Below are 20,076 nucleotides of genomic sequence, written 5' to 3' on the forward strand. Positions count from 1 at the left end.
AGTGGGGAAACGCGGACTGTTAATGTCTGGGTATGAGGTCTGGACGGCTGCCGCAGAGCGTGGAGTGGGCGATCCACGTCTGCCTGGTGCTGGCCCAGCTCGCCGAGGATGAGCTGCTGCCCGCGCCGCGCCTGGCGCAGCTGTTCGACCTCCCGGCGGCCTACCTGGCCAAGGTGATGCAGGATCTCGCGGCCGCCGGGGTGGTGCGGTCGGTCCCCGGTCGCCGCGGTGGCTACCGACTCCACACCGCGCCGCAGGACGTCTCGGTCGGCCGGATCGTGCGCGCCACCGGGCTCGCGGACGCGCTGTTCGTCTGCACCGAGATCCGCCAACGCGGCCCGTGCGCCGCCGACCCCGACCAGTGCCGCACGCCCTGTGCCGTCGCCGCGCTGATGCGCCGAGCCGAGGCGGCCTATCTCGACGTCCTCGACCGGGTCAGCCTCGCCGACCTGACCATGCCCGGCGGGCGTGCCAGCGCGGACGGGTGGCTGACCACCAATGTCCACCTCTTCAAGGAGAACCCATGACCCTCGTCGACCGCCCCGAACTGCTCGTCGCCGGCTACGCCGTACGCACCGACAACGCCGCCGAAGCCGACCCGGCCCGTGGCCAGCTGCCGGGATTGTGGCAGCGCGCCACCGCTCCCGATGCCTTCGCCGGCGTGCCGGGCCGCGCCGACGACCGCATGTACGCGGTACTCACCGACTACGAGTCCGACCACCACGGCGCCTACACCCAGATCGTCGGCGTGGCGGTGACCGACTCCACCGCCGTACCCGACGCAATGACCACCGTCCGGGTGCCGGCCGCCCGGTGCCTGCTGGTGCCCGCCCGCGGCCCCATGCCCCAGGCGCTCATCGAAGCCTGGCGTGGCGTCTGGCGCCACACCGACGCCGGCGTCACCCCCGCCCGGACCTTCACCACCGACCTGGAAATCCACCACGCTGACGGCGCCGACATCTACCTCGCGGTCTCCTGATGAAGAAGCGCGGGTCCGCCGAGGACACCGGGCAGGACGGGCGGATCATGGCGCTCGCCCGGGCTCGGCGGCCGGACGATCCCGAGGTCGACGCCGCCTGGCAGCTCATCATCCGCGGGCTGACGCATCAGGGACTGCCCAGCCATCACCTCAATGCCATGATCAGCATCCTGGACGGTACGAGCAACGTCGCCGGCTGGGACGAATTCGGCATCGAGGAGCATCCCACCGATCCCGACCGCGTGGTGATCTGGTTCGTGCAAGAAGAGGCCTGCTGCGCCCGCGCGGCCCTGCTGGCCGAGTTGTTGGCGCTACGCGGGTGAGGCCGCCCGGCCGGGCGGCCGGACTCAGATGAGCCAGCGGTGCTTGCGCACGAACGGCAGTCGCGCCCACCACCGGCCCAGACCCCCCATCAGGGCCATCATCACGGCGGCGGCGCCGGCGGTGACGCGCAGGCCGACGCCGAGCATCAGCGCGAGGCCGATGCCAAGCAGGCCGGTTGCGGTCGATGGTCGTCATGGTTCCTCCTCCGTCGCACTACTGACGGCTCGCTTCCGTTCCGATACTCGCAGTGATGTTCGGCGGGGTGGTGAGCGCTGTTCCGCCTAGCGGAAGGTGACGCTGCGCGAAGGCAGAGTCCGACTTGAGTCGACGTTGACGTTCGGCGGCCATCGTGGTTTTCGTCAGAGCGAAACACGAACGGGAGAAACACAATGAAGCTGTCGCGCCTTATCGCCACCCTGGGTGTGGCCCTGGCCGGCGCTGTCCTGGCCGTCCCTCAGTCGGCCTCGGCCGCCGAAGCGAAGGTGCCGGGTGTCCCGATGGGCGTGCAGCAGGTCCGCTCCGCGACCAACGCCGGCCAGACCGACGTGTCCTGGAAGCCGACCGCCTCCGCCAGCCGCTACCGCGTCAAAGTCACCGACGGCGCCACCACGGTCGCCAACGTTCTGGTCCCCGCCACCCAGGCGCTGATCAACGGCCGGCACTACGCCACCGTCGCCACCCCGAACAAGTGCGCCACCTACAAGATCACGGTACGGGCGGAGGACAGCCTCGGCCAGGGCGCTCAGGTCAGCGTCATCGAGAAGTCGCTGAGCCCGAGCATCGTCACCAAGGCCCGCGCCTACCGCGGCGCGGACCGGACCCGGGCGACCTTCGAGATGTCCGTCCCGCAGTGGAAGGGCTACCTCGTCGCGGCCGGCGGCGGTGCCCGTGGCGATGATCTGAAGAAGCCCACGATCGCGATCACGACCCAGCTGCAGCTGGTCCGCCTCGTCGACAACAAGGTGATCAGCACGGTCACCACCACCCAGGCCGGATGGACCACGGCGAAGCTGGCCAAGACCTACACCGCGCTCGACCCGCAGCGCGCCTACGTCCTGAAGGTCACCACCTCCAACGGCTGGGGCAGCTGCACCCGCCAGGACGGCAAGATCCTCCTCGCCGCCGTCCCCGCGTAACGTCCATCCCGAACGGCCCGGCGGACACCGCCGGGCCGTCGGCCTGTCACCACGCGTGTCCATCTCTCCAGAAGGACTCTCAGCGATCGCGTGTCACGGCGTTGGCGAACTCGACGTACGCCTGGAGCCGGCGCTCGTCCCACCGCGCCGCCTGCTGGCGCTGCCACCGCGAGCGGTCCGCGATCCCGGTGGCGAGGATGGTCCCGCTCGTTCCGAGCAGGACGCCGAGCAAAGCCGGCAGCTGGTCCGTCAATGCGCTCATGGCCTCATGGTGCACGGGCGTCACAACCAATTGCGTCTGCGAGGAAAGACGCCCGACCCTTTTGGCACGCCCTGATGCCGTCGGTTCCCGAGCGCGTACCAGCGGCAGCTGGGATCGTCAGCTGCCCGTAGACTTTCGCGGTGCTCGTGCGGTGCGTCAGAATCATCAACCCGTTCGGCGATCCGGTGGATACCTACCCGGGCGTCCGCGTCGGCGCTGTGTATCCCGTGCTGGAGATCGCGTACTTCACCGACGCCCACTACGTGCGAATCATCGACGACGACGACGGTGACGATCCCGGGACGATCTGGGATCCGGAGATGTTCGAGACCGTCGACGGGCACTTTCCGGCATGCTGGTCAGCGGCCATGACCGGCGACGGATCGCTCCGCCTGGCTCCCGGCAGTTGGCATCGGCCGAACTTCTGGAACGACTACTTCGACCGCGATCCGGCGGCCATGGCCGACTATGCCGACGGCAAAGCGGCCGTCTTGGCAGACGCATCCGCACCATGAGGCAGGGGCGCCCGCGGCGACGGTCCTCGTCTGGCCTTCTGGGCGTAGAGCTGGGCGTCGGCGTACGCGTAGAGAGCGTCGAAGTCGTGGCCGTGCTCGTCCAGGGTGGCCGCGCCGACACAGGCGTCTGTGCGCTCGGCGAGCGCTCGACGCAGCCGCTGGGCGGTGTCCGCCACGTCGCTCTCGGCGGTGCCGGGGCGGCCGCCGACCAGCGCCACGAACTCGTCGCCACCGAGGCGGCCGACGACGTCGTCCGCGCGCAGGTGGGCGCCCAGCGTGGCACCGACCCAGCGGAGCAGTTCGTCGCCCGCGGCGTGTCCCTGCGAGTCGTTGAGCTGCTTGAAGCCGTCCAGGTCGAAGATGAGCAGCGAGACCGGGTGACCGGCGCGGCGGGCGTCCGCAAGCTCGGTGGTGAACCGTTCCTGGAACCCCCGACGGTTCAGGCATCCGGTGAGGGTGTCCACGCGGGTGAGCCGGGTGACCAGTGCCCGCTGGCGGGCCGCCGTGCGGCCCTGCATCGCGCACACGGCGGACACCGCGAGCACGCCGCCCAGGTGCGTCGCCACGTACCACCCGTCGGACGCGCCGAACCCCACCGCCACGACGATGTAGATGGCACTGACGGAGACCAGCACGGGTACGGCCGCGCGCAGCGGGGAACTGAGCGCCATCAGCGGTAGCGACACCAGCATGCACATGCCCACCGGGCTGCTCACGCCGCCTCCGGCCGCGGCCACGCTGGCGGCGGTGAGGTAGTTGACCACGGAGATGGCCATCAGCAGATACCGCGTGGCGGACCAGCGACTGAGCCGGTCCGACGCCAGCACGGTGCCCAGTCCGATGGCGATGGCCAGCGAGCACAACGCCACCATCTGCGGCCAGCGCGGCACCGTGGCCGCGTAGGCGACGGCGTAGAGGGCGCACACGGAGGCCTTGGCGATCGACACCCAGCCGACATCGGCGATGGAGTGCCGGCGGCGTTCCCGCTTGGAGACCTCGATCGGGGCGGGCGGCGTGTCCGCCCGGCGGGCGGCCGCCACCGCCTCGGGGGTCGGCAGTTGCCGGTCCCGGGCGCGCTTGTCGCGGTAGACCCGCTCGTCGGCGAGGTGCTTGAGCTGCTCGACGGTGCCCGCCTCGCCCGGGTAGCAGGCGTGGCCGAGGCTGGCCGGGGCGCACGGTTGCAGAGCGGCACGCAGCCGGCCCACCGTCGCGTCGGCCTCGCCCGGCCCGCTACCGGACAGCAACACGGCGAACTCGTCGCCACCGAGGCGGCCCACCGCGTCGTGGGCCCCCAGCTCGCGGCCCAGTTTCTCGCGGGCCAGTGTCTCCCGGCCCACTGCCTCGCGGCTTAGTGTCTCCCGGCCCACTGCCTCGCGGCTTAGTGTCTCCCGGCCCACTGCCTCGCGGCTTAGTGTCTCCCGGCCCACTGCCTCGCGGCTCAGTGTCTCGCCGACCCAGGCGAGCACTTCGTCCCCGCGGCGGTGGCCGTAGGTGTCGTTGATTTCCTTGAACCGGTCCAGGTCGATCAGCACGAGGGTGACCGGTCGGCCGGTGCGTGCCGAGTCGGACAGTGCCTCGGCCACGCGCTCGTCGAACCCGCGCCGGTTGAGGCAGCGGGTCAGCGGGTCGACGCGGGACAGCTCGGCGAGGCGCCGGCGCAGCGACGCCAGCGCCCCGGCGTGGCGCAGGCACAGGTACGACACCCCGCCGAAGAGCAGAGTGTGAACCAGCGCGTACCCCGGCGGCGGCGGACCACCGACAAGCGCCGCCGTCCAGTACGCGGCCAGGCACAGCGCGGCCAGCACACCGAAGATCCGGGGCGGGACGGTGATGGCCAGGAAGACCAGACAGATCGGCACGAACACGCCCAAGGGGCCGGCAACCCCGCCGTCCAACAGCACGAGCACGGTGAGGCTGGCGAGGCTGAAGAGGATCGCTCCGACCTGCACCGGGTACCGCGTCCGCCAGTGGGCGATGGCCGGTGCGAGCCCCCAGCCGAGCCCGAAAACGGCCAGCATCCCGGCGATGACACCCAGCATGGCGGGCCGATGGGGTGCGCCCCAGGTGCCGGCGGTGTAGATAGCCGCCATGGCGGGTCCGATAGCGCTGAGCGCGATGTTGGCCCGGATGGTCCCCACCCGGTCACGGCGGACCGGGTACGGCGCTGTTTGCGCGACCGTCGGCGTCATGGCCAGATGCTCGCGAGACGGGGCAGTGGTCATAGCGGGCGCTCGTGGGGTCCTCTCGACCGCAGCGGCGGTGAGCCACTGTCTCCCGCTTTTTCGGCCGCGCCGGGGCGCTCTTGAGCGGAACCCGGCGAGGGCACCGCCGCCGCACCACCGGTCAGCCGCCGGCCATCGCGCCGACGACGAGGAACGGTTCCTTGCCGGCCAGCACCGGCTCGGGTAACGGCGTGTCCGGCGAATCGTTCGACAGATCCTCCTCGCAGGCGTAGAACCGGATGAAGGCGCGGCGCTTGCCGGTGTTCCTGTCCCTCATCGTGCCGCGCAACATCGGATAGCGGGCCTCCAGCTCGTCGAGCACTCGGCGCTGGGTGACCGGCTCCGTCACCTCGAGTCGCACCTCGCTGCCGACCCGGGCCAGATTCTTCAGATGCGCGGGAAGCACGACACGGATCACGGCAGCACCTGGACTTCCACCGACAACACCGGCGGTAGGTCCCGCACGAGCGTGGCCCAGGTGTCTCCGCCGTCCGCCGAGCCGTACACCTGCCCGCCGCTCGTTCCGAAATAGATGCCGCACGGGTCGAGCGTGTCGACCGCCATCGCGTCGCGGAGCACGTTGACGTAGCAGTCGGCCTGGGGAAGGCCGGTGGTCAACGGCTCCCATTCATCGCCGCCGGCGCGGCTGCGGTATACCCGCAACTTCCCGTCCGCCACGTAGTGCTCGGAATCGCTCTTGATCGGGACGACATAGATGGTCTCCGGCTCGTGCGCGTGCACCGCGATGGGGAACCCGAAGTCGGTCGGCAGGTTGCCGCTCACCTCGCGCCACGACGCTCCCGCGTCGTCGCTGCGCATGACGTCCCAGTGCTTCTGCATGAACAGCACCTCGGGCCTGGAGGGGTGCATGGCGATGCGGTGCACACAGTGCCCCACCTCGGCGTCCTGATCGGGGATCTGCTCGGAGCGCAGGCCGCGGTTGATCGGCAGCCAGGTCGTGCCGCCGTCGTCACTCCGGAACGCCCCGGCGGCCGAGATGGCCACGAAGATCCGCTCGCTGTTGGTGGGATCCACGATGATCGTGTGCAGGCACATTCCCCCGGCACCCGGCTGCCAGCGCGGCGCGGAGGGGTGGGTCCGCAGGCCCGACAGCTCCTGCCAGTTGTGACCGCCGTCGGTCGAGCGGAAGAGCGCGGCGTCCTCGGCGCCCGCGTACACCGTGTCAGGGTCGTCGCGTGCCGGCTCGAGGTGCCAGATCCGCTTGAACTCCCACGGGCGCGGCGTCCCGTCGTACCAAAGGTGGTCGCCGACGGGACCGGCGTAACCGAAGTCGTTGCCGACCGGCTCCCAGGACTTGCCGCCGTCTTCCGAGCGTTGGATGAGCTGCCCGAACCAGCCGGAGGACTGCGACGCGTACAGCCGGTCCGGGTGGGCCGGGGAGCCGTTGAGATGGTAGATCTCCCAGCCCCCGAAATGGGGTTCGCTCACCTGCCAGTTTTGCCTCTTGCCATCCGCGGTGAGGATGAACGCGCCTTTGCGTGTGCCCACCAGTACCCGTACCCCGGTCATGTCCCACCCCGATCCCGGCTTGGCAGCCGCCGAATCCGTTGACGTCCTGCTCCTGGACATCCTCCGCCAGCCCTCCGACACTGTCCGGGCATCGCGGAATGTCAAGCCAACGGTCGACTCGTTCGCCGACGAACGCAAGGGGCCCTGCCGGAATTCCCCCGATCCCTTCGGCTCCCGCTCGCGGGCCTTCACCAGCTCGCCCGCCGCGCGATTCCGCGTTGGACAGCCCGTCTCAGCGTCGCGGCTGACGCGCTGACATGATCGACGGCATGCGATTTCCCAGCCAGGCGATGCCAGAGGACGAGTTCTGGTTCGACGACCCGGAGGACGAAGCGCCGATTCCCCTGTCCGACGACTCGTTCCTGTACCTACGCGCGGGCATCGTCGCGAACGGCAAGGCTGTCGTGGAGCGGGTTCTCGCCGATCCCGCGGTGCTGCTGACCCGTCGATGGGACGACGGGGAAGCACTTACCCAGCTCACCAGCCACCTTGGAAGAAGGCCAACAGGGCCGGGGCAGGATCGATGACAATTGTCGTGTTGGCTGCCGAGATCAGCCCGACGAGCAGCGGCAGCAGGGCGGCGACCACGCCGAACGACGCCAGCACCCGACGGGTCCGCCGTTCGGTGCGTGCCGTGCCGGCGAACCGCTTCCACAGCAGCACGCTGAAGGCGGTCAGACCGGCCGCCACGATCGCGGCGATCACCGCCATCGCCAGGTGGTAGCGGGCGAAGTCGTCGATCATCACCTGCAAGGCGGGGGAGGGCTGGCCTCCTCCCGCGAGCTGTTGCCGGACCTGCTCAAGCGTCCCGGCGGCCTCGCCGCTGCCGGGACCGTCCACCAGCATCGGCAGGAGCGACGCGAACGGCGTCACCGAGCCCTGGACATTCGCCATCACCAGGGCGAGCGAGAACAGCGCGACCATCGTCACCACGACACCGGCCGACGCGAGGGTGGCCCGCCTGCCGACCCCGAGCCGGGCGCCCAGGGCGAACGCCTTCCAGAGGCGGACCCCGAGCACTACGAGTACGGCGAACAGCAGCGCGGCAGTCACCGCCTTGACCAGGTGATAGCGCAGCCAGTAGTCAACGACATTCCGCATGCTCGGAGAGAACACCCCGCTGCCGGACTGCCAGTACTCGGCGAACGCCGCCCGGAGCGACCCGGCGAGGTGCCCCTGATCGGTGAATCCGCCGCCCGGCCGGATCGCCGCCAGCGGCGCGGGGGCGAGGACGAAGGCGGCACCGAGGGTTACGGCGAAGCCGGCGAGCACACGCCCGGGCACGCGCGCGATCGGGCTCCGGACTAGGTAGCTCCGTTCATTAATCCACACCGGATGCACGCTAGTCGGACCGATCCAGGTCATTGTCAAACTGCCGTGGGAGTCGGGAGAGGGGCGGGATTGCGGCCGGCGCGGCGGGAGTGGACGCGCTCAACCGCGGCGTGCAGGCCCTGGTTTCCGTGCAGGTCCGACCGTTGAGCCGGGCCGTCATCGACACGTTCAAGGCGTCAGCGGCCAAGATGCCCGAGGTCCTCAGCGTCTTCGTCCTCGCCGGCGGCGACGACTTCCTGCTCCACGTCGGCGTGCCCGACCTCGACGCCCTGCACGCCTTCCTCCTCGACCGCCTCAGCAAACGACGCGAGGTCAACGGCTTCCGCTCATCAGTGATCTTGGGGTTCCTTGACTTCGTCTGGATCTGCCGGCCGCGGTCCTGCTGGCCGAGTTGGCTATCGACGTGGGCCGGATCGGCGATCCGAACTACCGGACGGCGGAACTCGTCGAGTACGCGGCCGTCCTCGCCGTCCTCGCCGTTGTGGTCACCGTGCTGGTCGGGAAGACCTGGCGCGATCGCATGCTCGCACTTGCGTACGCGGTCCCGCTGTCGGCGGCGGGATACCTGCTCATGGTCGCCACCGCTTTCGGCGGCCGCTGACGCTGTTGGGCGGTACCGTCCGGTGTGGATCCCCGCAAAGCTGCAGGTGCCGTCAAATGACCGCTATCGACCGCTATCCGGGACGCTGTGGTCCATACCCGGAGTTAGATTCTTAAAACCAGGCGTGGAATCGCGCCCGGGACTCTCATGGTGCAATTTTCTGACATTGAATTTCGGGCGGCGAAGGGTATAGTCCGTTGTCATCGCTCATTTACCGGATTCCGAGGTGGGGGACATGGATGACTCGGTGGATGACCGCCGGTACCTCGTCGTCGTGAACGACGAGGAGCAGTACTCGGTATGGCCGGTCGGCGGGGAATTGCCGTTCGGGTGGCGATCGACCGAAGTGACTGGCGACCGTGCCGCCTGTTTGGCGCACATTGACACGGTGTGGACCGATCTTCGCCCGCGCGGCCTGAGGGAGTGGCTCTCCGCCAACGGCTGACGCAAGATCGACGCCCAGCCTGGGGGCAGTTGCCCAGAGTGTGCGTCGGCGGCGGTAAATCTACGCATTTTCGGACGGATCGCGGGTTCTGGCACGACAGCCGGTTCGCCGGCGGTATGGACGTGCCGTCCTGTTTACGGGGGAGAGGTGGGCATAACGCGGGCGATTTCCGCCCGGCGGGATATCACTCGGGCGTCGGGCTTCGACGCCATCGCCAGCATATTCAGGCATCGCCTGCGATGACTTCTGGCCGCTGTTACCTCGCATTTCAGTGCTCGTCGTTCGAATGTCACAGGCATGCCGAAAAGAGCTGCCCGGCTGCCACCGGAGAAGTTTCTCCCACCATTTTGCGTAATCACGAAAGGGGGCTCGTTGACCTCGACCCAGGATCGGTATGACACGGTCGCCATCCAGCAGGGCCTGCTCTTCAATCACCGGTACGAACCGGGCGCCGGGGTGGACGTCCTCCAGGTGGTCTGCGACTGGCCTGAGCCGCTGGACAGGGCGGCGATGGAAAGCGCCTGGCAGCACGCGGCCGCCCGACACGACGTGCTGCGCACGTCGTTCAGCTGGGACCGCGCGGGCGACGCCTGGGACCGCGCGGGCGACGCCGCCGGGCCGTGGCACGCGGTCAGCGACGCGACGACGGTTCCCGTGTCCTGGGTCGACACCGGTACCGATGCGGCCCCGATCGACGAGCGGGTGCGCCGATTCCTGCGCGTGGACCGCGCCCGCGACTTCGACCCGGCCGAGCCGCCGCTGATCCGGGTCACGCTGCTGCACCACGGGCCGCAACGGTCCACGATGGTGCTGAGCCTGCACCACGCGATCCTCGACGGTCGTTCCATCCGGCTGCTGGTCGCCGAGGTGGTGGCGGAATACGAGGCGCTGTGCCGGGGCGAGGGGTATCGTCCGCCGGCGCGGCGACCGTACCGGGACTATGTTGCCTGGTGGAGCCGGCGGCCGGCCGCCGACGAACGGCTGTTCTGGCAGGCCGAGCTGGCCGGAGCGACGCCAACGGCGCTGCCGCTCAGCCCGGCCGAAACGGCCCCACCGCGTGGGCCCGACTCGATCCGCGAGATCGGCACCGAGCTGTCGGCGGCCGAGACGGGCCTGGCGCGGGCGGCGGCCGACACGGCCGGGATCTCGCTCGGCACGCTGGTCACCGCGGCCTGGGCCGTGCTGCTCCAGCGGTACGGCGGCGGCACCGAGGTGCTCTTCGGCACCACTCGCTCCTGCCGGCATGCCACCGTGGACGGTGCCGAGGACATCATCGGGATGCTGGTCAACACGGTTCCGCTCCGGCTGAGCCTCGACGCCGACGCCACCGTGCGCGAATGGCTCGTCCGGGTCCGGGAACGGATTGTCGCTGTCCGGGCGCACCAGCACGCCTCGCTGCCCGAGCTGCACGCGCTGAGCGGGCTCCCGACCGACGTGCCGCTCTTCGACAGCCTCGTCATGTACGACTACCGGGACCTGCACGGCCGGCTCACCGAAGCCGACCCCGGCTGGCGCCGCCGCGCGGTACGGGTGCACCGCCACCCGGCCCAGCCCATCACCGTCTGCGTCTACGGCGAGCCCCGGCTGCGCGTACTGCTCTACCACGACCGCCGTCGCCTGGCCGATCCGCTCGCCGACCGGATGCTGCGGCAGTTCCGCACGGTGCTGCTTGCTCTCTGCCGTCAGCCCGAGGCCCGGGTGGGTGCCTTGCCACTCCTCGACGCCACCGAGCGGGACGAGCTGCTGCGCGACTGGCAGGGGCGGCCCAGCGGCTACCCGCGCACCAGCACGGTGCCGGCGGTCTTCGCCGAGCAGGTCGCCCGGGCGCCGGGAGCCGAGGCGGTACGGTACGGCGCCGCCGCGCTGACCTACGCGGAGCTGGACGAGCGCGCCAACCGCCTCGCCCGCCTCCTCGCCGTCCGGGGGCTGCGACCGGACAACCCGGTCGGGATCGCCCTGCCGCGCGGCCTGGACCTGGTAGTCACGCTCCTCGCCGTGCTGAAGGCGGGAGGCGCATACCTGCCGCTCGATCCGGCCGACCCGCCGGCGCGCACCGCCCGGTTGCTCGCCAGCGCTCGCGTGGCACTCACCGTGACCACGACCGTGGATGCCCGGCGGTTGCCGGCCGGTGCCACGACGCTGCGCCTCGACGAGGTCGCCGACGCGCTCGCCGCCCAGCCCGCGACGCCGCCCGCCGATCCCTCGGCCGCGGACTCCCTGGCGTATGTCAGCTACACCTCCGGCTCGACCGGTGAACCGAAGGGCGTCGCCGTGCCGCACCGCGCCGTGCTGCGCCTCGTGTGCGACCCGGACCATTTCCGTCTCGGCCCCGGCGAGCGGGTGCTCCAGCTCGCCCCGGTCGCGTTCGACGCCGCCACATTGGAGGTGTGGGGCGCCCTGCTCACCGGCGCGAGCGTCGTCGTCGCGCCGCCCGGCCCGCTGGGCGTACCGGAGGTCGCGGCGCTGCTGCGCGCCGAGCGGATCACCACGCTGTGGCTCACCGCCGGGCTGTTCCACCAGGTCGTCGAGTACGATCCCGGCTGCCTCGCCGGGGTCGGCCAGCTCCTCGCGGGCGGCGACGTGCTGGCCCCGGACGCGGTCCGCGCGGCCCTCGCCGCACGTCCCGGCCACCCGGTCGTCAACGGGTACGGGCCGACCGAGAACACGACCTTCACCACCTGTCACGTGATGACCGACCCGGAAGCGGTCGGCGACCCCGTGCCGATCGGCCGGCCGGTGCCAGACACCACCGTGTACGTCCTCGACAGCCGGCTGCGGCCGGTGCCGGTGGGTGTCCCCGGCGAGCTGTACACCGGCGGCGACGGGCTGGCCCGCGGCTACCTCGGCGAGCCGGGCCGGACCGCGGACCGGTTCGTGCCCGACCCCTTCGCACCGGTGCCGGGCGCACGGATGTACCGGACCGGCGACCGCGCCCGCTGGCTGCCGGACGGCACCCTCGAATTTCTCGGGCGCGCCGACGGGCAGGTCAAGCTCCGCGGCTTCCGGGTGGAGCCCGGCGAGGTCGAGGCGGTGCTGCGCCGCCACCCGCGCGTGGGCGACGCCGTCGTCGTCGTGGCCGGGGTGGGGGAGCGGCGGCGGTTGCTCGGCTACGTCACGCCCGCGGCCGGTCCACTCGGCCCGGCCGAGGCGGACGCCCTCGCGGCCGAGGTGCGACGCGTCGCCGCCGGGCAGCTCCCGGCGTACCTGCACCCGGCCGGGTACGCGGTGCTCGACCGGCTGCCGTTGACCGGCAATGGCAAGGTGGACCGGCGGGCGCTGCCGCCGATCGGCGCGACCGCTTCGGAGGGCATCCGCACGCCGCCGGCCGGCCCGGTGCAACGGGCGCTCGCCGAGAGCTGGGGCCGGCTGCTGCCGACGGCGCCGACCGGTGCCGACGACGATTTCTTCGCCCTCGGCGGCAACTCGTTGCTCGCTACCCGGCTGGTCTTCGAGGTCGCCGCGGCGTTCGGCGTGGAGCTGCCGATCCGAGCGGTGTACGACCGGCGTACGCTCGCCGGGCTCGCCGCCGAGATCGAGGCCCGCCGTGGCGTGGCCCCTTCCCCGGCGCTCGTCGCCCGTGACCGTGAGGCGTTCCGCGTTCCGGCGCCGCGACCCGAGGGACCCCACCACCTTTTCCGGCCGGGGGACGGGGTGTGGGGCATCTGGCGCTGGGCGGGCCTGCGCCGTCCCGGCTTCCCGATGGCGCCGCTCGTCGCCCTCGGCGACCCGGGCCTGGTCGCCGCCGCCGACGCTCTCGCGGGCGCGGAGGACGCGCTCATCGCGGCCCGCGACGAGCTCACCGGCCTGCTGCACGCCGCGCGCCGGGCCGCGACGGCGACCGCGGCCACGACCGAGCGGGGCCGGTGGAACCGGATGCTGCGCGCCGCCACCCGCGATGCCGATGTCGACCTCGACCCGTCCGTCGGGCCCGAGGTGGCCGCCGCGGCCGGCCGCCACGCCGATGCCCGCGCCCGGCGCGCCGAGGCCGCGGCCACGTACGCCGCCGCGGCCGGGCAGGCCGCCGCCGACCGGTCCGCGCGGCTGCGCGACGCCGCCCGCGACCCGGCCGTACGGGAGGCGGTGACCTGGCAGAACCTGCACGCGCTGCGCACCGCCCTGGACCCGGTCGCCCACCGCGACCCGGCCGCCGGCCCGGGCGGCTCCCAGCACCGACAGCACGAGGCGCTGGTCGCCAGCTACCTCCAGCGGTACTGCGCCAAGAACGACACCGTCGGCTTCTTCGGCCCGGTCGGCTGGGCCCGGATCGAGCCGGAGTCCGGCGGCCCGCTCGCCGTGCGGCACGGCCGGGAGCTCGAACGCCGGACCGTCTACTTCGAGAGCTGGGCGGTGGTCGAGCTGGCCGAGGCGATCACCCGGCACGAGCCCGGTCTGCGCCCCTGGCTGGTGCCGCGGCGGCTGCCGTTCGTCGCGGTCGATCGCCGGGACGGCGGCGACGTCCTGCTGCTGCCGCTGACCCCGCCCGTGCCGCTGGCTCGCGACACCGCCAGCCTGCTGCGCCGCTGCGACGGGTTGCGGCCCGCCGCGCAGATCGCCGCCGGCCTCGTCGCCGACCCGGCCACCGGTTTCACCACCGAGGACCAGGTGTACGCCCTGCTCGGGCAGCTCCGCGACGAGAAGCGGATCACCTGGTCGCTGGAGGTGCCCAAGGAGGACCTGCACCCCGAGGTGGCGGTGCGGGCCCGGCTCGCCGCCGTACCCGACGAGGCCGTCCGGGGCCGGGCGCTGGCCGCGCTGGACGCGCTCACCGCGCGGCGGGACGCGGTGGCCGGCGCCGCCGGCTCCTCGGACCGGCTCGCCGCCGCCCTCACCGAGCTGGCCGGTGAGTTCACCGCCCGGACCGGGCGGGCGGCGACCCGCCGGGCCGGCGGCGTCTACGCCGGCCGGACCCTGGTCTACGAGGACTGCCGCTCCGGCACCGAGGTGACCCTCTCCGAGGCGATGCTGGAGACGCTGTGGCCCGCGCTCGGGCTGCTGCTCGACAGCGCCCGCTGGTTCACCTGCGCCGGCGCCGCGCTGTTCCGCCGCGTCTGCCGGGACCGGTACCAGGAGCTGGCCGCCCGGACCGGCGGCGCCGAGGTGCCGTTCGGCGACTTCTGGCTGTGGGCCAACGACCTGCTCTTCGACCTGCCCGAGCGGCTGATCGCCCCGGTCGAGCGCGGGCTGCGGGAGCGCTGGGCCACGCTTGTCGGCGTCCCGGCCGGAGCCCGCCGGGTGCAGGTCTCCACGGCCGACATCCGGGCCGCCGCGGCTTCGGCGTTCGCCTGCCCGGCGCCCGGCTGGCCCGGCGCGTGGCAGCACAGCCCCGACGTGATGCTCGCCGCCGACGGCCCTGACGCGATTCGCCGCGGCGAGTACTCCTGGGTCGTCGGCGAGGTGCATCCGGGAGTGAACACCCTGCGGTCGGCGCTGTTCGTCGCCCAGCATCCCGCCCCGGGCGAGCTGCTCGCCGCGTCCGCCGCGGACCTGCCGGTGCCCCGGGTGGTGCTGGCCGCGACCGACGCCGACGGCGGCGCCCCGGCCCGCCTCACCGACAAGCTCGTCACCGGCCGGGACCTGCGGCTGGTCTTCGGGCACGACAGCGGCGGCCTCGACCCGCGCACCGCGGTGTCGGTGGCCGACTGCGTGCTCGTCGACCGGGGCGGCCGCCTGATGGTGCGCAGCCGCGACGGCCGCCTCGATCGGCCCCTCGCCGACGTCGTCGGCGAACCGCTGATGCTCCAGCTCCTGCAGCGGTTCGACATCCTGCGCCCGGCCGCGCACCAGCCGCGGATCACCGTCGACCGGGTCGTCCTGGCCCGGGAGAGCTGGCGGCTGCGCGCGGCCGACCTCGCCAACGCCTGCACCGCCGACGAGGCGACCCGCTTCGCCGAGGTGCGGCGCTGGCAGCGCGGGCTCGGCCTGCCCCGATTCGCGTTCGTGAAGACGCCGGTGGAGAAGAAGCCGTTCTACGTGGACTTCGCCAGCCTGGCCGCCGTCGACGGCCTCGCCCGGGCGGTACGGCGCACGCTCGCGGGTGCGGGCGCGGGCGCGCAGCTGCGCATCGGCGAGATGCTGCCCGGCCCCGACCAGCTCTGGCTGTCCGACGCCGTCGGCGCCCGGTACTCCGCCGAGTTCCGTTTCGTGGCGGTCGACACCCGCCGGGGAGGGTCCGAATGACACTGCACGCTGGCCCAGGGTCGTACGCTCTGCCGGCCTCCGCCAACCAGCAGCGGCTCTGGATGCTCGACCAGCTCGACCCCGGCTGCCCCGCGTACAACATCACCTGGGCGGTGCACCTTGTCGGGCCGCTCGATGTGGCGGTGCTGGAGCGTTCGCTCGGCTGGCTGCTCGCCCGGCACGAGGCGCTGCGTACCGTGCTCGGTGCGGCCGACGGGGCGCCGGTCCAGCTCATCCGGCCACCGTGGACGGTCACTCTCGACGTCACCGGTGTGGCACCGGGCGCCGACCCGGTGGCCCTCGCCGCCGCCGAGGGTGCCCTCCCGTTCGACCTCGCCACCGGCCCGCTGGTGCGGCACCGCCTGTTGCGGCTGGGGCCCGAGCGGCATGTGCTGGTGCTGGTGGTGCACCACGCCGTCGCCGATGGCTGGTCGTTCGACACCCTCTTCGACGAGCTGGCCGCCGCGTACGCCGCCGGTGGCGACCCCGGCCTGCCCCCGCCGCCGGTGCAGTACGCCGACGTGGCGCTCTGGCAGCGCGATCGGAGCGCGGCCGGCGACCTCGAGGACGGCGTACGGCACTGGCGTGACGTCCTCGCCGGTGCCCCCGCCGTGCTCGCGCTGCCCACCGACCGACCCCGTCCGGCCGAGCTGTCCTGGGTCGGTGGGCTGGCCCGGCGCGACCTGCCGGACGGGGTCTCCACCGCGGTCGACCGCCTCGCCCGCGCCGCCGGGGCCACCCCGTTCGCCGTGCTGCTCGCGGCGTTCCAGGCGCTGCTGCACCGGCTCAGCGGCCAGGACGATCTGCTCGTCGCGGTGCCCGTCTCCGGCCGGCTACGGTCCGAGACCGCCCGGGTGGTGGGTTTCTTCGCGAACACCCTCGCGCTGCGGGCCCGGTTCGGCCCATGGCCGACGTTCCGCGACGTGCTCGGCGGCGCTACGGCGGCGATGGCCGATGCCCTGGCCCACCAGGAAACGCCGTTCGACCGGGTGGTCGACGCGGTCACCTCCGGCCGCAGCCTCGCGCACGCCCCGCTCGTGCAGGTGATGTTCGCCCTGGAACGGCAGCAGGAGCCGCGTGTCGCCGGGACGCTGCGGATCGCGCCCGAGCTGTGCGAGAACGGCACCGCCAAGTTCGACCTCACGCTCACCGTGGAGGAGCGCCCGGCCGGGCTGGGGCTGCGGCTCACCTACCGGCGGGACCTCTTCGACGCCGACCGCGTCGCCGCCGTCGCCGACGGGTACGCCGAACTGCTCGACGCGGCCCTCGCCGACCCGGACGCGATCCTCCCGTCCGCCGGTGGCGGCGTCCCGGCGGGGTACAACGACACCGACCTCGCGCTGCCGTACGCCGATCTCGCGACGCTGCTCCGGAACCGCTGGCCCGGCGACCCGACCGCTACGGCGGTCATGGCGGAGGACGGCACGTCGCTGACCTACGGCGAGCTGGCCGAACGCAGCGACCGACTGGCCGGGCGGCTGCGCGCCGCCGGGGCCGGCCCGGACACCCCGGTGGGGCTCTGCCTGCCCCGCGGAGCCGCCGTGATCACCGCGATCCTGGCGGTGTGGAAGGCGGGCGCGGGTTACCTGCCGCTCGACCCGAGCCTGCCGGCCGGGCGCCTCGCGGCGACGGCGGCCGACGCGGGCGTACGGATGCTGCTCGCCGACGCGTCGACCCGGACCGCCACCACCTGGCCGACCGGTGTCCGAGTGGTCGATGTGGACGAACCGACCACGGAAGCGCCGCCGCCCGGTGCCGCGTCCGCGGACGGGCTGGCGTACCTGCTCTACACCTCCGGCTCCACCGGCACACCCAAGGGTGTCGCGGTCACCCAACGGTCGCTCGTCAACCTTCTGGTCGGCGTCGGCGCCACCCTCGGGCTCGGGCCGGACGATCGGGTCGCGGCGCTGACCACCCCCGCCTTCGACATCTCCGTGGTGGAACTGATCCTGCCGTTGCTGGCCGGTGCCCGGGTCGAGGTCTTCGACGCCGACACCGTCCGCGACGCGGCACTGTTGCGCCGGGAGCTGACCCGCCGCGCCGTCACCGTCGTGCAGGCCACCCCGGCGAGCTGGCGGATGCTGCTCGCCGCCGGCGGGGTGCCGAGCGGGGTGCGGCTGCGGATCAGCGGCGGCGAGGCGCTCACCCGGGAGCTGGCCGACGCGTTGCGCACCGACGGCGCCCGGCTGCTGAACGGGTACGGCCCGTCGGAGACCACGGTCTACTCCACCCTCGGCGAGGTCGGTCCGGACGGTCCCGTCGACCTGGGGCGGCCGGTCGCCAACACGCGGCTGCACCTGCTCGACGCGTGGACGCGGCCGGTGGCCACCGGAGTCGCCGGCGAGATCCACCTCGCCGGGTTGGGGGTGGCCCGTGGCTACCACGCCCGGGCGGGGCAGACCGCGGACCGGTTCCGCCCGGATCCGTTCGGCCCCGCGCCGGGCGGGCGCCTCTACGCCACCGGCGATCTGGCGCGCTGGCTGCCCGGCGGGCGGCTGGAGTATCTGGGCCGCACCGACCACCAGGTCAAGGTGCGAGGCTTCCGGATCGAGCTGGGCGAGGTGGAGGCGGCGCTGCGGGAACTGCCGGAGCTGCGCGACGCCGTCGTGACGGCCTGGCGTGGCTCGGCCGGTGACTCGGCGGATGTCCGGCTCGTCGCGTACGCGGAACCCGTCGACCCGGCCGCCGACGCCGGGCTGTGGCCCGCGGTGCGGGACGCGTTGGCTCGTACGCTGCCGGAGTACATGCTCCCGGCGATGCTGGTGCCGCTCAGCCGGCTGCCTCGTACCCCCAGCGGCAAGATCGACCGGCGGGCGCTGCCGGAGCCGCGCTGGGGCGACGGTGGCACCACCGGCGCCGCGCCCCGCGGCCCGGTGCAGGAGCGACTGGCCGCGCTGTGGTGCGCCGTGCTCGGCCTGCCCGGCGTGGGTGTCCACGACAGCTTCTTCGACCTCGGCGGCCACTCGCTCACCGCCACCCGGCTGATCGCCCGGATCACCGCCGAGTTCGGGGTGGCGCTGCCGCTGCGGGCGCTGTTCGCGGCGCCGACGATCGCCGGTCTGTCCGAGCGGCTGACCGAGCCGGCGGCCACCACGGTTGCCGGCCCGGCCGCCTGGAGTCCCGGTGGACCGGACCCGACCGCCTCGCTCGACAGCCTCTCGGACGCAGAGATCGACGACCTGCTGGACACCCTGATCGCGGAGGAGAACGGATGACCGGGCACGCGGTGATCGCCGGAGCGGGCCTGGCCGGCTCCCTGGCCGCCGGCTACCTGGCCCGGCGCGGCTGGTCGGTGCAGGTCTTCGAGCGCCGGAACGATCCGCGCGCCGCCGGCGCGGGGGAGGGCAGGTCGATCAACCTGGGCCTCTCCGCCCGGGGGATGCGCGCGCTCGCCGCCGCCGGGCTGCTCGACGACGTCCTGGCCCGCAGCGTGCCGATGCGCGGCCGGGTCGTGCACCATCCCGACGGCACGACGGCATTCCAGCCGTACGGGGTCGCCGAGCACCAGATCCTGCACTCGGTGCTGCGCCGTGACCTCAACGCGCTGCTGGTCGACGCCGCCGAGACCCGGCACGGCGTGAAGTTCCACTTCGGCCACCGGCTGGACCGGCTCGACCGGGACACCCCGGCGGTGCGGGTCGTGGACGCTGTCACCGGCGCGGCCACCGAGGTCGCCGCCGACCTCGTCGTGGGCGCCGACGGCGCGTTCTCCGCCGTACGGGAGCAACTCCAGCACGGCCGCCGCGCCGACCTGCACCGCGAGTTCCTGGACTGGGGATACAAGGAGCTGACCATCCCGGCCGGTGCCGACGGCCGTCCCCGGGTACGCCTCGACGCGCTGCACGTCTGGCCGGGCGAGGCGGCGATGATGGTCGCCCACCCGAACGTCGACGGGTCACTGACCTGCACCCTGTTCGCGCCGTTCGAGGGTGACCCCAGCCTGGCCACGCTGGACACGCCGGCGGCCGTGCGCGGCTTCGTCCGCCGGCACTTCCCGGACGCGGAGGCGCTGATGCCGCGGCTGGTCGAGGAGTTCTTCGACCATCCGGTCGGGCAGCTCACCACCGTGCGTACCGCGCCGTGGCGCCACGCCGGCAAAGTGGTGCTCATCGGCGACGCGTGCCACGCCGTGTACCCGTTCTACGGCCAGGGCATGAACTCGGCGTTCGAGGACTGCCTGGTCCTGGACGAGTGCCTGGGGGCGTACCCGCACGACGCGAGCCGGGCCCTCGCCGAGTACGAGCGGCGCCGGCGGCCGCACACCGATGTGCTCGCGGACCTGTCGGTGCGCAACTTCGTGGAGCTGCGCGACCGGGTGCACCGGCCGGCGTACGCCGCGAAGGCCGCCGCCGACCGGATGCTGAACCGGCTCGCCCCGCGCGCCTGGACCCCGCTCTACACGATGGTCGCCCACACCACCGTGCCCTACGCCGACGCCCTCGCCCGGGCCCGGCGGCAGGACCGGATTCTGCGTTGCTCTGCCGCGCTCGCCGCGGCGGGCGCCGCCCTCGGCAGTTACGCGGCGCTGCGCCGCCGCCCCGGACGACGGTGAG

At 72.9% G+C, this 20,076-nt stretch carries 17 protein-coding genes and 1 pseudogene; 12 read left to right on the forward strand and 6 right to left on the reverse strand.

The window, feature by feature from the left end; all coding sequences use genetic code 11:
- Nucleotides 1-32 precede the first annotated feature (32 nt).
- Genes AB0M36_RS06925 through AB0M36_RS06935 form a run of 3 tightly spaced genes read left to right on the forward strand, consistent with a single transcriptional unit; the run spans nucleotide 33 to nucleotide 1,302 of the window.
- Entirely contained in the window at nucleotides 33-527 is a 495-nt protein-coding gene (locus AB0M36_RS06925; RefSeq protein WP_364153569.1) for an Rrf2 family transcriptional regulator, read from the forward strand.
- Nucleotides 524-979: an effector binding domain-containing protein gene (locus AB0M36_RS06930; protein WP_364153571.1), complete on the forward strand. Its 456-nt coding sequence runs from the start codon at nucleotides 524-526 to the stop codon at nucleotides 977-979. The genes AB0M36_RS06925 and AB0M36_RS06930 overlap by 4 nt, the downstream gene beginning before the upstream one ends.
- On the forward strand, nucleotides 979-1,302 hold the full coding sequence (locus tag AB0M36_RS06935; protein WP_364153574.1) for a hypothetical protein: 324 nt from the start codon (nucleotides 979-981) through the stop codon (nucleotides 1,300-1,302). The genes AB0M36_RS06930 and AB0M36_RS06935 overlap by 1 nt, the downstream gene beginning before the upstream one ends.
- Before the next feature lie 24 nt (nucleotides 1,303-1,326).
- Here AB0M36_RS06935 and AB0M36_RS06940 read toward each other — a convergent pair whose 3' ends face one another.
- Nucleotides 1,327-1,449 carry a hypothetical protein gene (locus tag AB0M36_RS06940; RefSeq protein ID WP_364153577.1) on the reverse strand — a complete coding sequence of 41 codons (123 nt, stop codon included), beginning with the start codon at nucleotides 1,447-1,449 and terminating at the stop codon, nucleotides 1,327-1,329.
- Between the two features lie 243 nt (nucleotides 1,450-1,692).
- Here AB0M36_RS06940 and AB0M36_RS06945 point away from each other — a divergent pair, with 243 nt between their 5' ends.
- On the forward strand, nucleotides 1,693-2,439 hold the full coding sequence (locus tag AB0M36_RS06945) for a hypothetical protein (RefSeq protein ID WP_364153580.1): 747 nt from the start codon (nucleotides 1,693-1,695) through the stop codon (nucleotides 2,437-2,439).
- A 79-nt stretch (nucleotides 2,440-2,518) separates the two neighbouring features.
- Here AB0M36_RS06945 and AB0M36_RS06950 read toward each other — a convergent pair whose 3' ends face one another.
- Nucleotides 2,519-2,701 carry a hypothetical protein gene (locus AB0M36_RS06950; protein WP_364153582.1) on the reverse strand — a complete coding sequence of 61 codons (183 nt, stop codon included), beginning with the start codon at nucleotides 2,699-2,701 and terminating at the stop codon, nucleotides 2,519-2,521.
- Nucleotides 2,702-2,841: 140 nt separating this feature from the next.
- Here AB0M36_RS06950 and AB0M36_RS06955 point away from each other — a divergent pair, with 140 nt between their 5' ends.
- A complete protein-coding gene (locus AB0M36_RS06955; protein ID WP_364153585.1) occupies nucleotides 2,842-3,216 on the forward strand; it encodes a hypothetical protein in 375 nt (124 codons plus the stop codon).
- Here AB0M36_RS06955 and AB0M36_RS06960 read toward each other — a convergent pair.
- The 3 genes from AB0M36_RS06960 to AB0M36_RS06970 all read right to left on the reverse strand — a co-directional run bounded on the left by AB0M36_RS06960 (nucleotide 3,168) and on the right by AB0M36_RS06970 (nucleotide 6,887).
- Entirely contained in the window at nucleotides 3,168-5,405 is a 2,238-nt protein-coding gene (locus tag AB0M36_RS06960; RefSeq protein WP_364153588.1) for a GGDEF domain-containing protein, read from the reverse strand. The two genes, AB0M36_RS06955 and AB0M36_RS06960, sit on opposite strands and share 49 nt — an antisense overlap.
- Nucleotides 5,406-5,559: 154 nt before the next feature.
- On the reverse strand, nucleotides 5,560-5,856 hold the full coding sequence (locus AB0M36_RS06965; protein ID WP_364153591.1) for a MoaD/ThiS family protein: 297 nt from the start codon (nucleotides 5,854-5,856) through the stop codon (nucleotides 5,560-5,562).
- Nucleotides 5,853-6,887 (reverse strand): exo-alpha-sialidase, encoded by a 1,035-nt coding sequence (locus tag AB0M36_RS06970; RefSeq protein WP_364153594.1) that lies wholly within the window; start codon nucleotides 6,885-6,887, stop codon nucleotides 5,853-5,855. Before AB0M36_RS06970 ends, AB0M36_RS06965 begins: the two co-directional genes overlap by 4 nt.
- A 350-nt stretch (nucleotides 6,888-7,237) precedes the next feature.
- Between AB0M36_RS06970 and AB0M36_RS06975 the strand changes: the two genes are divergently transcribed.
- Complete coding sequence (locus AB0M36_RS06975) at nucleotides 7,238-7,495, forward strand: DUF4240 domain-containing protein (protein ID WP_364153597.1); 258 nt, start codon at nucleotides 7,238-7,240, stop codon at nucleotides 7,493-7,495.
- Here AB0M36_RS06975 and AB0M36_RS06980 read toward each other — a convergent pair.
- Nucleotides 7,446-8,252, reverse strand: coding sequence for a hypothetical protein (locus AB0M36_RS06980; protein WP_364153600.1), 807 nt, complete (start codon nucleotides 8,250-8,252; stop codon nucleotides 7,446-7,448). The two genes, AB0M36_RS06975 and AB0M36_RS06980, sit on opposite strands and share 50 nt — an antisense overlap.
- Before the next feature lie 236 nt (nucleotides 8,253-8,488).
- Here AB0M36_RS06980 and AB0M36_RS06985 point away from each other — a divergent pair.
- From AB0M36_RS06985 to AB0M36_RS07010, 6 genes and pseudogenes are all read left to right on the forward strand, one after another.
- A pseudogene (locus AB0M36_RS06985) lies at nucleotides 8,489-8,581 on the forward strand (Lrp/AsnC ligand binding domain-containing protein); the annotation flags it as partial.
- 110 nt (nucleotides 8,582-8,691) lie between these two features.
- A complete protein-coding gene (locus AB0M36_RS06990; RefSeq protein WP_364154296.1) occupies nucleotides 8,692-8,901 on the forward strand; it encodes a hypothetical protein in 210 nt (69 codons plus the stop codon).
- A 235-nt stretch (nucleotides 8,902-9,136) separates the two neighbouring features.
- Nucleotides 9,137-9,346 carry an MbtH family NRPS accessory protein gene (locus tag AB0M36_RS06995; RefSeq protein WP_364153603.1) on the forward strand — a complete coding sequence of 70 codons (210 nt, stop codon included), beginning with the start codon at nucleotides 9,137-9,139 and terminating at the stop codon, nucleotides 9,344-9,346.
- Between the two features lie 372 nt (nucleotides 9,347-9,718).
- Nucleotides 9,719-15,523 carry an amino acid adenylation domain-containing protein gene (locus tag AB0M36_RS07000; RefSeq protein ID WP_364153606.1) on the forward strand — a complete coding sequence of 1,935 codons (5,805 nt, stop codon included), beginning with the start codon at nucleotides 9,719-9,721 and terminating at the stop codon, nucleotides 15,521-15,523.
- Nucleotides 15,520-18,738: an amino acid adenylation domain-containing protein gene (locus AB0M36_RS07005; RefSeq protein WP_364153608.1), complete on the forward strand. Its 3,219-nt coding sequence runs from the start codon at nucleotides 15,520-15,522 to the stop codon at nucleotides 18,736-18,738. The genes AB0M36_RS07000 and AB0M36_RS07005 overlap by 4 nt, the downstream gene beginning before the upstream one ends.
- Nucleotides 18,735-20,075 (forward strand): NAD(P)/FAD-dependent oxidoreductase, encoded by a 1,341-nt coding sequence (locus AB0M36_RS07010; protein WP_364153611.1) that lies wholly within the window; start codon nucleotides 18,735-18,737, stop codon nucleotides 20,073-20,075. Before AB0M36_RS07005 ends, AB0M36_RS07010 begins: the two co-directional genes overlap by 4 nt.
- Nucleotide 20,076: the final 1 nt, after the last annotated feature.

The sequence above is a fragment of the Actinoplanes sp. NPDC051346 genome (assembly GCF_040682215.1).
In the GTDB taxonomy this organism is placed as follows: Bacteria; Actinomycetota; Actinomycetes; order Mycobacteriales; family Micromonosporaceae; genus Actinoplanes.

Bases quoted from the DNA above. Each gene is read 5' to 3' on its own strand.
- AB0M36_RS06945 (WP_364153580.1), top strand. From the start codon at position 1,693: ATGAAGCTGTCGCGCCTTATCGCCACCCTGGGTGTGGCCCTGGCCGGC.
- AB0M36_RS06930 (WP_364153571.1), top strand. From the start codon at position 524: ATGACCCTCGTCGACCGCCCCGAACTGCTCGTCGCCGGCTACGCCGTA.
- AB0M36_RS07010 (WP_364153611.1), top strand. From the start codon at position 18,735: ATGACCGGGCACGCGGTGATCGCCGGAGCGGGCCTGGCCGGCTCCCTG.
- AB0M36_RS06940 (WP_364153577.1), bottom strand. From the start codon at position 1,449: ATGCTCGGCGTCGGCCTGCGCGTCACCGCCGGCGCCGCCGCCGTGATG.
- AB0M36_RS07005 (WP_364153608.1), top strand. From the start codon at position 15,520: ATGACACTGCACGCTGGCCCAGGGTCGTACGCTCTGCCGGCCTCCGCC.
- AB0M36_RS06975 (WP_364153597.1), top strand. From the start codon at position 7,238: ATGCGATTTCCCAGCCAGGCGATGCCAGAGGACGAGTTCTGGTTCGAC.
- AB0M36_RS06995 (WP_364153603.1), top strand. From the start codon at position 9,137: ATGGATGACTCGGTGGATGACCGCCGGTACCTCGTCGTCGTGAACGAC.
- AB0M36_RS06935 (WP_364153574.1), top strand. From the start codon at position 979: ATGAAGAAGCGCGGGTCCGCCGAGGACACCGGGCAGGACGGGCGGATC.
- AB0M36_RS06960 (WP_364153588.1), bottom strand. From the start codon at position 5,405: ATGACGCCGACGGTCGCGCAAACAGCGCCGTACCCGGTCCGCCGTGAC.
- AB0M36_RS06925 (WP_364153569.1), top strand. From the start codon at position 33: ATGAGGTCTGGACGGCTGCCGCAGAGCGTGGAGTGGGCGATCCACGTC.
- AB0M36_RS06950 (WP_364153582.1), bottom strand. From the start codon at position 2,701: ATGAGCGCATTGACGGACCAGCTGCCGGCTTTGCTCGGCGTCCTGCTC.